Annotated in this window: 12 protein-coding genes; 8 read left to right on the forward strand and 4 right to left on the reverse strand. The window is 34.1% G+C overall.

Annotated features, from left to right (window positions below; translation table 11 throughout):
- Window positions 1–52: 52 nt before the first annotated feature.
- The 4 genes from QJV49_RS09970 to QJV49_RS09985 all read right to left on the reverse strand — a co-directional run bounded on the left by QJV49_RS09970 (window position 53) and on the right by QJV49_RS09985 (window position 2021).
- A complete protein-coding gene (locus QJV49_RS09970) occupies window positions 53–253 on the reverse strand; it encodes a YjzD family protein (RefSeq protein WP_012897261.1) in 201 nt (66 codons plus the stop codon).
- 97 nt (window positions 254–350) lie between these two features.
- Complete coding sequence (locus QJV49_RS09975) at window positions 351–830, reverse strand: nucleoside 2-deoxyribosyltransferase (RefSeq protein ID WP_225512654.1); 480 nt, start codon at window positions 828–830, stop codon at window positions 351–353.
- Complete coding sequence (locus tag QJV49_RS09980; RefSeq protein WP_225512655.1) at window positions 814–1368, reverse strand: TIGR00730 family Rossman fold protein; 555 nt, start codon at window positions 1366–1368, stop codon at window positions 814–816. Before QJV49_RS09980 ends, QJV49_RS09975 begins: the two co-directional genes overlap by 17 nt.
- Window positions 1368–2021, reverse strand: coding sequence for a deoxynucleoside kinase (locus tag QJV49_RS09985; RefSeq protein WP_225512656.1), 654 nt, complete (start codon window positions 2019–2021; stop codon window positions 1368–1370). The genes QJV49_RS09980 and QJV49_RS09985 overlap by 1 nt, the downstream gene beginning before the upstream one ends.
- 478 nt (window positions 2022–2499) lie before the next feature.
- Between QJV49_RS09985 and QJV49_RS09990 the strand changes: the two genes are divergently transcribed.
- From QJV49_RS09990 to QJV49_RS10025, 8 genes are all read left to right on the forward strand, one after another.
- Window positions 2500–5682: a DNA polymerase III subunit alpha gene (locus QJV49_RS09990; protein ID WP_225512657.1), complete on the forward strand. Its 3183-nt coding sequence runs from the start codon at window positions 2500–2502 to the stop codon at window positions 5680–5682.
- A gap of 87 nt (window positions 5683–5769) precedes the next feature.
- A complete protein-coding gene (locus QJV49_RS09995) occupies window positions 5770–6783 on the forward strand; it encodes a LacI family DNA-binding transcriptional regulator (RefSeq protein WP_225512658.1) in 1014 nt (337 codons plus the stop codon).
- Window positions 6784–6876: 93 nt separating this feature from the next.
- Window positions 6877–7272 carry an RDD family protein gene (locus QJV49_RS10000; protein WP_225512659.1) on the forward strand — a complete coding sequence of 132 codons (396 nt, stop codon included), beginning with the start codon at window positions 6877–6879 and terminating at the stop codon, window positions 7270–7272.
- Window positions 7265–7540 (forward strand): hypothetical protein, encoded by a 276-nt coding sequence (locus tag QJV49_RS10005; protein ID WP_225512660.1) that lies wholly within the window; start codon window positions 7265–7267, stop codon window positions 7538–7540. Before QJV49_RS10000 ends, QJV49_RS10005 begins: the two co-directional genes overlap by 8 nt.
- A gap of 82 nt (window positions 7541–7622) precedes the next feature.
- Entirely contained in the window at window positions 7623–9923 is a 2301-nt protein-coding gene (locus QJV49_RS10010) for a glycoside hydrolase family 65 protein (protein ID WP_225512687.1), read from the forward strand.
- Between the two features lie 53 nt (window positions 9924–9976).
- On the forward strand, window positions 9977–11242 hold the full coding sequence (locus QJV49_RS10015; RefSeq protein WP_225512661.1) for an ABC transporter substrate-binding protein: 1266 nt from the start codon (window positions 9977–9979) through the stop codon (window positions 11240–11242).
- Between the two features lie 135 nt (window positions 11243–11377).
- The gene (locus tag QJV49_RS10020) at window positions 11378–12292 is read left to right on the forward strand and encodes a carbohydrate ABC transporter permease (RefSeq protein ID WP_225512662.1); all 915 of its coding nucleotides are present in this window, start codon (window positions 11378–11380) and stop codon (window positions 12290–12292) included.
- On the forward strand, window positions 12264–13124 hold the full coding sequence (locus QJV49_RS10025) for a carbohydrate ABC transporter permease (RefSeq protein WP_225512663.1): 861 nt from the start codon (window positions 12264–12266) through the stop codon (window positions 13122–13124). Before QJV49_RS10020 ends, QJV49_RS10025 begins: the two co-directional genes overlap by 29 nt.
- Window positions 13125–13151: the final 27 nt, after the last annotated feature.

Raw genomic sequence — 13151 nt, forward strand, 5'->3', positions numbered from 1 at the left:
TTTCTATTTTCAAACGTTTTTTAGTGAAATAACCTGATAAAATATCAGTAATTTAGTTTGCTTTAGCCTCTTTTTCCACAGCAACAGCTTGGAAAAGATATACAAAAAGGCCAAAGATAAGCGAGATAATCGTTGTCCAAAGTTCAGGGTCTGGAACGCCAGCAAGAGCAGTTGCAACATAACCTACAACTTGTCCAAGAGCAAGCGACCAAAAAAGTGTGACAATAAGTTTCATATTTACGCTTCTTTCCATTATTTTCTATCCGCCTATAGTATAGTACAAATTATGACAAATTTCAAATTTTATATATAAAGGAGAAGATAAAAATAAGCAGGTGCTTATCTCTTTACTACTGGTATTTTCCACTATATGGGATTAGTTTAGACTCTAAAAAATCATATTCTTCAACTTGTTCAATCTGGATGAAGAAAGCTCTATTTCGCTCAGTGAGCATTATATTTGCTGGAATAGTATCTTCAAAACGAATAAGATAGGTTGGTTTTTTTAAAGCAATGGCGTAGCCAAGCTCCCAAGCTGTTCCAGAATCGGTATCTTGATGATCGAAATCAACAATTGCAACGATGATATCTGCTTTATTTAGCTCATTTACATCATTTTCCATTGTCGCTTTGGCCCATTCAGGGGTAAAAGCTTCAACTTCTTGTGGTAAAGATTCAGGATGTTGACATCTCATTGGGCTAAAAAAGTTTGCTACTGTTTTATTTTTTGAAAGTGCGTTTTCTAAAAGTTCAACTTTTTTTATTTGAGTTTCGCTAAAAAATGGTGCGGCAAGGTAAATGTTAACCGCTTGGTTAAACAACTTGTTCAAGTTTCAAATCTCCTAACAATTCTATGGTTTCTTCGGCAGTATCAACAAGAGAAATGGCATCTATGACTTCTTTAGAAATCATCCCTTCCTTAAGTTGCAAGCGCAGTAGGTCAAAGAGAGGTTGATAAAATTTTCGACCAACAAAAATGACTGGGCGGACAGCGGTTTGGTTGATAGACATCTCAGTTAAAAGTTGAAAACTTTCTTCCATTGTCCCAAATCCACCAGCTAAAATGACAAAAGCTTCTCCTAAATCAATGAGTTTACGCTTGCGCTCATCCATTCCACTTGTTAAATAAAGTTGACTGGCATTTTGGCGAGGTGGTTCTAAAGGGAGAATTCCATCAGGATAAACGGCAATAACTTTGCCTTGGTGACGAATGACTGCTTCTGAGACCATTCCCATACATCCTTCCTCGGATCCACCATAGACGAGGGTATGTCCTGATTTCGCAAGTAATATTCCTAATTTTTCGCTTGTATCTTTATAGATTGGATTTTTTCCCTCTCTTGAAGAAAGAAAGACAGTGACATTCATTAATTATTTTCTCCTTCAATTTCTATTAATTTTTCTTTGATTTGTTGCAAAACATGAATTTTTGATTGTTCATCCTCTACAAAATCATATTTATCGCCATCAATTTGGATTTTGGGACAAATATCAAAAGCTTCAAACCAAGTATCATATCTGCTATTTAATTCTTTATAGTAGTCATATAAACTTGGATCGTATTCCAATTGTTCAAATCGACGTCCTCTTTTTTTGATTCTTTCTAGCATTTTATCAAAAGAAACTTTGACATGAATGAGTAAATCAGGCCTTTTTTTGAAAGATAAACTATCAATTTCTTCCAGCATGTTGTTAAGTAAGTCATCATATACCTCGACTTCCGTTTCATCTGCTCGTCCTAAATCGGCGTTCAAATGAAAAAGCAGACTATCTTCATAAATCGAGCGGTCTAATACATTATTATTATCAGACAAGGCTCTTTTGATTGAATCAAATCGCTTATTTAAAAAGTATATTTGTAATAAGAAGGCATATTTTTGAGGGTTCTCATAGAATAATGGCAAAACTTTATTATCGTCAACACTCTCATAAAAAGCTTGTGTTTTCAATTCCTCCGCCAACATCTCAGTTAAAGAGCTTTTTCCTGCTCCGATTGTTCCAGCTAATACTAGCACTGTCATTACACCTTTCCCATTCTATTTTTAGTTTTAGTGATTGTTTAATTAAAAATTAGTAATAAATAAACATGGCTTGCTCATTATAGTGCAAAAAAAAGTTCTCGTCAAATTGCTAATATATAAGCTATAAATGCTGTTGTTAAAGGATTCTTTTAGTTTTTATAATTTTTTATTACGATTAATAAAAAGGTGAAACATCTTAGTTTTTTGTAATAAAAACGAATTAAAAATAAGAATGAAAGCAGTTTTTAAAATCAAAAAATGTCAAAAATGTTGGACGTTTTCAGCCGTTAAGTTGTTTTTTGATATCAATTTAGTTAAATTTAATTACTTTTGTTTGAGTTTAATAACTAAAATTTGACGTTTTTTTTGTTCTTAGTTTGTCTAAACTTATCCCAAGTTCAAGCTAAAATATAGTATAATAAAATTAATATCTTTTAATTAAGAAATACCAGTCGTTTTAGCAAGAAAGGAGGAAAATATGTTTGCACCCTTGAATACAAAAACTGAATATAGTTTTTTAGATAGTGTCGTTAAAGTTGATGACTATTTGGAAATGGCGCACCATTTAGGTTATCAAACGGTTGGAATTTGCGATGTTGGGAATCTTCATGCTGCTTTTCGTTTTGTCAGAAAAGCTCAAAAATTTAATTTGCAACCCATTATTAGTATTGAGCTAAATTTTGAATGGCGGGGTTTACCAATTGCTTTTTCTTTTATTGCTAAAGATACTGAAGGTTATAAAAACTTACTTCGGATTTCGACGCTTCATAACTATGGACGCCGTCAATTTTCTGATATTCAAAATCATTTATCAGGAATCGCCTTGATTATTCCTGAAACTTACGGAAGTTTGAGCGAGCTGACAGAACTTTCGTCAGTAGCTGATGAAGCTTTTATTGGGATTGATCAACTGACAGATAAAGGGGCTAAATTTAATTTACCAACACTTCCTTTTCCTGCTATTCGCTATTTGAATTTTGCTGATAATGAAATTTTAGCAATTTTGCATGCAGTGCGTGATGGAGTTTCTTTCGATGAAAGTTTAACAATCAGTTCTAATGAACTTCTTCAAAGACCAGAAGCTTATGAGACTTACTTCCTGAAATATTTTCCACAGGCTTTGAAAAATCTGTCAGCATTAACAGCAAAGATTGCTTATCAGTTCGATGAAAAATTGGAGCTTCCTAGATTCGATAAGAAGAGACAGGCAGTTGAACATTTACGAGAAGAAGCGACTTTAGGTTTGTCAGCTCGACTTGAAGAAAAAAATTTACTGACAGAAGTCTCGTCAGTAAATTTGCAAGATTTGTCAGTTTATCAAGAACGTTTAGAAAAAGAGTTGTCAGTCATTCATCAAATGGGATTTGATGACTATTTCTTGATTGTCGCGGATTTGTTGCGTTATGCCCGTGAACAAGAAATTTATTGTGGAATGGGGCGTGGTTCAGCGGCCGGTTCTTTAGTTGCTTATGTTTTAGGAATTACACAAGTTGACCCTGTTCAACATAATCTTTTCTTCGAACGTTTTTTGAATCCAGAACGTGTCGCCATGCCCGATATTGATATTGACATGCCAGATGACCGTCGTGCTGAATTATTGGCCTATATGAAAAACAGATATGGTTCAGACCATGTCGCACAAATTGTTACTTTTTCAACATTGGGTAAAAGACAGGCACTTAGAGATGTTGGTAAAGCCTTTGGAATGTCTGAAGCTGAATTATCCAATTTAACTAGAATGCTTGTGCGTCGTTTTGGAACTTTGGCTGATGAGTATGAAAATAATCAACGTTTTAAAGCTGAAGTGTTAAAAAATGGAAAATTGAAAAGAATTTATGAAGTCGCAAGACGAATTGAGGGAATGCCTCGTCAGACTTCAACACACGCTTCAGGTGTCGTCCTTTCTGAAGAATCCTTGGTGAATTATGTATCATTAAAACCGTCAGAAGATTTGGCTTTGACGCAATATGAGGCGCCAGATGTTGAAGCAATTGGACTTTTGAAAATTGACTTTTTGGGATTACGTAATTTAACAATAATTTCTAGATTACGTGATTTGGTGAAAAGACGTCAAAAAATTGATGTTGATCCACTAAAAATAAATTTGGAAGATGAAGACACATTGGCACTTTTTCGGGCTGGAAATACCATGGGAATTTTTCAGTTTGAAAATCCACAAATGCGACGTTTTTTAAGAAATCTTGCCCCAAGTAAATTTGATGATATTGTTGATGCAACTTCAATTTTCCGTCCTGGTCCATCACAGTTTATTCCACAATTTGTTGCTAGACGGCATGGAAAAGAAATTGTGCCTACCGTGGATGATTCTATTAGTGAAATCTTAAAGCCAACATACGGAATTATGATTTATCAGGAGCAAATTATGCAGGTGGCTCAAGCTTTTGCTGGCTTTTCTCTTGGGAAAGCTGACCTTCTTAGACGAGCAATTTCTAAGAAAAAAGGGTCTGAGTTAGAAAAGTTGCGTGAAGATTTCTTAGTTTCCGCAACTCACAATGGACATTCTAAAGAAAAATCAGAAGAAATCTATGACTTAATTGAACGTTTTGCTAATTATGGTTTTAACCGTTCTCATGGTTTTGCTTATGGAGCGCTTGCTTTTCAAATTGCTTATTTTAAGGCACATTTTCCTGATGAATTTTATGAAATACAATTACGTGACCGTAAGCGTGAAGTGATGATTTTAGATGCATTAGAAAATGGGTTTGAAATAGAAAAACCAAACATCAATCTGATGAAAATTGGCGATTTTGTAAAAAATAAAAAGATTCGTTTAGGATTGGCTCGCATTCAAGGAATTTCTCGTGATTTAGCAAAATGGATTGTTGAAAATCAACCCTACAAAGATTTAGCAGACTTTGTCGAAAAATTACCTAATAATTTTCATAAAAAAGAAAACATTCTTCCCTTGATTCAGATTGGTGCCTTTGATTATGCAGATTCAAATCGAGGGAAATTAGCTTATAATTTGGCTGACCATGCTAATTTATTAAATTATTATAGTGATGATATCTTTATGGCAAGTTCTGGTGGGGGCTTTGCCTACCATGAGGCAGAAGATTATTCGGAAACTGAAAAATATGAATTTGAAAAAAATTTATTAGGAATTGGGATAACACCACATCCTTTGCAAAATCTAGCTCGCAGATTTGAAGGTAATTTTACACCTCTTGTTCAACTTGTGAAAAATAGACGAACGACTATCTTGGTTGAAATCAATTATATTAGAACCCATCGGACTAAGACGGGGCAAACAATGGCCTTTTTAACAGTATCTGATAGTCGCGAAAATTTTGATGTGACACTTTTTCCAGAGATTTATCGTCAATTTTCCTGTGAACTTGAACAAGGAAAGTTTTACCTCATCAGTGGAAAAGTAACAGAACGTAATGATGAATTACAGCTGGTTGCAGACCGAATAAGTCCAGCTTTAGAAACGGATAGAAAACTTTGGCTAAATTTAAGAGATGAGAAGTATAACCAAAAAATTTCACAAATTTTGCGTGAATTTCCAGGCTCTCATCAAGTGATTCTTCACTATTCAAATTTGAAAAAAACAATCCAAACAAAAATTTATGTGGAAGAGTCGGAGGTTTTACAAAAAAGGTTGGATGGATATGTTATTGGTATAGTATATAAATAAAATGGTTCTATCAAGGACCTTTTTATTTATAGTTGTTTAGAAATAGGAAAAGTGGTAATATTAAAAAAAATGAGCAAGAGGGATGTGATGAAGAAAGTAACAATTAAGGATGTTGCGTTACATACAGGTTTATCCGTGAGTACAATTTCTAGAGTATTTAATAATTATGGAGATATCAGTGATAAAACAATCAAAAAAGTTAACCTTGCAGCTAAGGAATTGGGCTATACTCCAAATAGTGCAGCAAAACAACTCTCAAGTAAGAAGAAAAAAATTATTGCTTTAATTTTAAATGAAATAAATGTTACACCGGGAGTAGCAATGCCTTTAGAGGTCTTAGGTGGAGTGGTTGATAATTTGGATAAGACGGATTATGAATTTGTTTTTTATGCCACAAATTCAACTAAACAAAAACAAAAAAGTTTAAAGCAATTTTGCAATGAGCGTGATATTACGGGATTGATTATTCAGGGATTACGTATTTCTGACCCTTACTATCAGGAACTGGCAACTTTTGATTTGCCTACTGTTGCGATTGATCTGGATATAGAAAATGATAAAGTTGGAACAGTTTCAACTGATAATGTCAAGGCTGCCTTTGAAATGACTCGTTTATTGATAGAGTTAGGTCATAAAAATATTATTTTTATCAATGGAACTAAAGTGGCAACCGTTGCCCAAGAACGTGAGAGCGGATATCTTGCAGCAACTGATAATTCACAAATTTTTTATGCAAATTTTTCCGAAAATGAAGCTTATCAATGGGCAATTGATTATGCTAAAAACAAAGGATTTAAAAAAGAAGATGCAGTTTTTGCAGCTTCTGATATTATGGCAATTGGGATTATAAAGGCATTTAGAAAGTTGAATTTGGTCAATAAAGTCGCAGTCGCTGGTTTTGATGATATTACACTTGCGAGTTATATTACCCCTTCTTTAACGACAGTTCGGCAAGATATTAAGAAAATCACGGAGTATGCGGTGAAGGATTTAATCTGTCAAATCGAGAGTGGAGAAATCAAACATCGGTTTGTTCCTTTTCAAATTATTGAGCGCGAAAGTACGAATATGAATATGAATATGAATATGAATATGAGTTAATTTAGTAAGAAACTCATATTTTTTTATTGACAAGTGAAAGCGATTACTATATAATGTTTTTGTGGAACTAAAACGTTTTAGTTGGAGGCAGAAATGAGAACATTATTTTTTGTACAACGTTTCTTAGCAACCTTGATTGATTTAATAATTGTTTATTTGCCGGTTTTACTTCTTGTTCAGCTTGTTTTCACCAATAAAGAAGTGAGTGGCATTGGGGATTTTTTTGCAACTATTCTCTTTGTTTTGTACAATTTAATTTCAGAAAGTAGCTTTCAGGGAAAAACAATTGGAAAATTTTTTGCTAAATTAAAAGTGAGAACAATGTCAACAGATTTATTGGAAGTGTCCCAGCGTGAGCTGGCTAAGTTACTCTATTTTTTACCAATGGTTGGTTGGATTTTTATTCTTGTTAGTGTGGTTATGTATTTCGTAAATGGTCAGTTTTTACATGATAAAATTGGAAGAAGTGAGGTGACAGTTAGTGATTAATCAGAACAATCTACCAGAATTTTTAAAAAGTCCAATTTTACCATTAGCTTCAGTTTTTATTTTGACAATCTTAGTTGCTTATTTACTAGCTTGGTTTTATCGAAATGATTATGACCCAATGAAAATGATCAGAGCATATTTAATTTATGGTTTACCATTTTTCTTACTCGGATTTTTATTGCAGGTAAGATTAATATTGATATTTGGAACTTACATTTTTGGAATGATCATTTTGATTTTTCGAAATCAACATTATTTTGATCATTAAAGCTTATAAAAAATTTTAAGAATTTACTAAAACGTTTTAGTTTAATGTCAATAATTTAAAAAGGAGAATAAATTTGAGTTTTATGTATTACAACGAAGAAAATCTTTGGCAGATTGAGCAAAAAGGATTTGACGAGCGTTATTTGGGAAAATCAGAAGCTACAATGGCTTTGGGTAATGGTTATTTTGGGAGTCGTTCTAGCGAGGAAGAAGCTTACATTGGCGAGAAACGAGATACTTTTGTAGCAGGAACTTTTAATTCATTCGATGAAAATGAAGTCACTGAATTACCTAATGTTCCTGATATGTGGGGAATGGAATTTGTTATTAATGACCAACGATTTTCGCTGACACAAGGCCTTGTCAGAAATTATTCTAAACGTCTGAATCTTAAAAATGGCGAACTAAGTCGAGAATTTATTTGGGAATTAAACGATATAAAGTTAAAATTCAAATTTCAAAGATTTATCTCAAAAAAACGTCAGCACTTGCAGGTCAGTCATTTAGAACTTTTTAATCTTACTGACAGAGCCGTCAGTATAAAAATACACACAGGAATTAACGGACAGGTTTCCAACGAGGGCAGTCAGCATTTTACTGACGGTGAAAAAGGGCTGATGAATGGCAAATTTATCCAAATGATATCAATGACAACTCATTCAAAAATTCAATTTGTACAAACAGTCGAGCATAAATTTGATATAAGAGTATCAGAGAGACCAGAAACTGGACGGCGTGCTTTCTTTATGAATTATAATTTTGAACTTGCCGCTGATAGTTCATTCACTGTTGAAAAACGAGGGTCTGTTTATACTTCAATTGATAATGACCTTGAAAGTCAGGATTTGAATGAAATACGGAAACAAGCGGTTCATGAATTAGAGAATATAGAGAAGTTGACTTATCAGGAACTTCTAACAGAATCGCAACTTGCTTGGCAACAAATTTGGAAAAAACATCCGATAAAAATTGAATCTGAAAATTTCCGTGACCAATTGGCTGTTAGATTTGCCAAATATCATTTGCACGTCATGGCACCCGCACATGATGAGCATATGAATATTGGTGCAAAAGGACTTTCTGGGGAGGGATACAAGGGACATACATTTTGGGATACTGAAATTTTCATGTTACCTTATTTTAATTTTACACACCCAGAAATTGCTAAAAATCTTGTCACTTATCGTTATTTGGGACTTGATGGTGCGCATAAAAAAGCGAAGGTCAATGGCTATGAAGGTGCCCAATATCCATGGGAAGCGGCAAATCCTGCTGACGGAGAAGTAACTCCTGTGTGGGGAGCGGCAGATATTGTGACAGGACAGTCAACAAAAATTTGGTCAGGATTTATTGAACAGCATATTACGTCAGATGTTGCCTTTGGTGTGAAACAGTACATTGATGTGACAGGCGATAAAGAATTTGAGGAAAATAAAGCTTATGAAATTTTGATTGATACGGCAAAATTTTGGGCCAGTCGACTGGAGTATATTCAGGAAGATGACTCTTATGAAATTCGGGATGTGATTGGGCCTGACGAATATAAAGAACATGTCAATAACAACGCTTATACCAATTATACTGCTCATTGGAATGTTACTTTTGCCATAGATTTAATTCAGAAATTAAAAAGTCAAAAACCCGATATTTATGACAAATTAGACCAAAAATTCAATCTGAACTTACTGACAGAAAACCTGTCAGAAAAAGTTGATAAAATTTTTCTACCAAAAGCGACAGCTGATGGAATTATTCCGCAAGATGATACTTATCTTAGTAAAAAAATATTAGATTTGCAGAAATATCGTGACTCTGATGGTGTTGATAGTCTTTTTCACGATTATAATCTGGAGCAAGTCAACCAAATGCAAATTACAAAACAAGCTGATGTCTTACTTTTGATGCTACTTTTTGAAGGATTATTTGATAAAGAACAAAAATTGAAAAATTTTGATTATTATGAGCCTAAAACTACTCATGATAGTAGTTTAAGCCTTTCTACACATGCTATTCTTTCGGCAGATTTGGGGAAATTAGAGCAATCTTATGATTTTTTTAATAAGGCCATAAATATTGACATGGGAGAATATATGAAGTCTTCAGATGCAGGTGTTCACGCGGCAAGCCTTGGAGGAATTTGGCAAATGATTGTATTTGGTTATGGTGGATTGAGGATGATAGAAAGTCAATTACGCATTGAGCCGCATTTACCAAAGGAATGGAAAGTTCTGGAATATGGTTTTGACTATCATGGAGAGGCTATTCATGTAGAATTGACTAAAGATAAAATGAATTTGTCAAAAGAAAATAATGACCATGCTATTAGTTTTATGAATAAAGGTCAAAAATATCTTCTAAAAAATCAGTTAACAATCAAAATGTGAGATAAAAATATAAATAATTTCACATCATAAAATTTCCACTAGGAGGAAAAAACATGAAAACTTGGAAAAAACTTTCGCTCATCAGTCTGACTTTAGTTGGTGCAATAGGATTAGTTGCCTGCGGTAATTCTGCTTCTAGCTCGAAAAATAGCCAAACAAAAACGCTGACAGTCGGTTATTGGAAAGGATCTGATACCGAAAACGCCACTTTTGATAAATTGGTTAAAAATTTTGAAAAAGAGAATAAAGTCAATGTTAAACCCAAAGTATATACGGATATTACAACCCAACTTCCGACTGATCTTTCTGGCGGAACTGCTCCCGATGTTTTTTACATTGACTCTTCTTTCTATCCCTATTTGCAAAAGGAAGGTGTCTTAAATGACCTATCAAAAGTTGTCAATAAAGATGAATTTTATTCAACAATTGCTAAAGCTTTTGAAACGAATGGGAAAATTTATGCTGCGCCAAAAGACGTGTCAACACTGGCAATTTACGTAAATAAAGATATTTTCTCTAAGGCAGGAATTGATATTAACTCTATTCCAAAATCTTATGAAGAATTTATCAAATGGGCGCCAAGCGCTCAAGCAAAAATTGATGCAGCTTACGGCAAAGGTAAAGTTTATTTGATGAACACGAATGCTGATTTGACCAGAAATTGGCAATTTATCACAGCTGATGGACAAAATCCAATCTCTAAGGATGGAAAAGCAGATTTATCAAATCCAACTATTTTAAAAAATCTTGAAACAGCTATTGATTTATTTAATACTGGTGCAGTAGCAACTCCTCAACAAGTTGGTGTGGGCGATGAAGGAGCCGGTTTTGGCAATGGAAAATTTGCCATGGCGCTGACAGGAAATTGGAATTTCCAAGTTTTTAATAGTCAATACAAAAATCTCCACTATACAATCATTCCTAATTTGACTTATCAAGGTAAGAAAATGACCATGCAATACACGGTCGGTTGGGGCGAATACAAAGATACCAAAGCAAAAAATTTGGCTGACAAATGGATTCAATATGTCACAGGAAAAGATGGAATGTCAACTTGGACAAACGGTGTCGGAACACTTGCGACGCGTCCAGATGTTGCTGACAGTTCAACTTTCTTAAAAGCAAATCCTTTACTTCAAGTTCATCAAGATTCGATTAAATTTGCAACCCCTTGGCAAGATGGGACAAATCTGACAACTCTTGTTTCATCATACGGAAACTTTATTCCAAATGTTTTCAAGAAAGGGGCAACCGCGGCCGACTTGAAAGCCGCAATGAAACAGGCAGACCAAGATGCCAATAGCAAAATATCAAAATAAAAGTCATTCTGTCAGTAAAATTTAAGTCCTGTCAGTAAATTTGCTATAGATAAAAAGCGAAATTTACTGACAGAAACGTGAAATTTACTGACGAAAGCTTTACAAAGACAAAAAGAAAGGGTTTGATCACATCATATGGAAAAACAAAAAACGAGTAAAAGAGCCAGAGGTGAAATGATTCAAGCTTACGGATTTTTAGCCCCTGCCCTTCTTGTTATTCTCATATTCTTTGTGCTGTCAATTTTATTTGCGGTTTATTTGTCATTTAACAATGTCAATCTTATTGCGCACAATTATCAATGGAATAATTTTAAAAATTACACTAACCTTTTAGGGGATAAACAACTTTTTCGAGCATTAGAAAATACAGGTTTCTTTGCTCTAGTTGTAGTGCCGGTTCAAACGATTATTGCTTTGGTCATCGCCTATATTTTGGCAAATAAAGGCATCAGAGGAAAAACTGTTTTTCGTTTAATTTATTTTTTACCAACATTGACAAGTTCAGCAGCTTTGACTTTAATATTCATGTTTATTTTTAATCTAAATGGTCCAATCAACGGTCTCTTAGAAAGTCTTCATCTGATTAGCCAGCCAATTAATTTTATAAATGACACCAATTGGACTTTAAAGGTAATCATGATAATGAATATTTGGTCAACAGTACCCTATTTTATGACCATTTATCTCGCTTCTTTGGTTGATTTACCAGATTCAATGTATGAAGCTGCCGAAATTGATGGGGCGAACGTTTTTGATAAATTACGTTATATCACCATTCCTTATCTTCGGCCAATTACTACCTTTGTTTTACTGACAGGGATTATTGGAACTTTTCAAATGTTTGACCAAGCTTATATTTTTTCGGGTGGAACAGGTGGACCAGCTAATAGTACGTTGACCGTCAGCCTTTTAATTTTCCAATATGCTTTTGGTCAAAATAATCAAATGGGCTACGCAGCAGTTATTGCAATCATTTTGGCTATTATTATCTTTATAGTCGCTCGAATTGCTGAGAAATTAAATGGAGGAAACGGTTTTGAAAAGAACTAGAAAACAGAGTCTGCTTCGAACGCTACTTTATGTGATTTTAATTGTTTATGCTTTTATTACTTTTTATCCCTTCATGTGGGCTTTAGCCGCCTCTTTTAAACCATTATCTGAGATAACGAGTGGAAGTTTATCACTATTTTCAAAGCACTTTACGATAGAGCAATACCAATATCTCTTTAGTCCAGCTTCTGGTTCAATGTTTACGCAATGGTTAGTTAATTCAGTGATAGTTTCAGTAATTGGAACAGCAATCAATATTTTTCTAAATACAATGGCAGGGTATAGTCTAGCAAGATTAACATTTCCAGGGCGCAAACAATTTTATTATGGAATTTTAGCCATGATGATGGTGCCTGCTCAAGTACTCTTAATTCCCAATTATTTGATTATCAAAAACTTAGGAATGTTAGATACTTTTTGGGCGCTTATTTTACCAGCAGCGATTAATATTGGAAATATTTTTATGATGAGACAATTTTTCTTAAGCTTTCCAAAAGATGTTGAAGAAGCTGCCCGAATTGATGGATTATCTCGTGTTGGAACATTTTTCCGTATTGTAATGCCTCTTGCAAAGCCTTCAATCGCAACGCAGGCAGTCTTTGTTTTTATGGGATTTTGGAATAATTTTCTTTCACCAATGTTATATCTACATACACCGAGCAAATTTACTTTAACTGTTGGTCTACAAATGCTCCAGTCAGCTGATCAAGGCGGACAGATGTGGAATCGTGTCATGGCTGCTTCAATCTTAACAATTATCCCAATTATCATTTTGTACATTGTTTTTAACCGTTATTTCTTACAAGGAGTTCGAATGGACGGAGAAAAATAAAAAACCCGTTCATTCGAACGGGTTTTA

This window comes from Lactococcus sp. NH2-7C (assembly GCF_029953655.1).
Classification (GTDB): domain Bacteria; phylum Bacillota; class Bacilli; order Lactobacillales; family Streptococcaceae; genus Lactococcus; species Lactococcus lactis.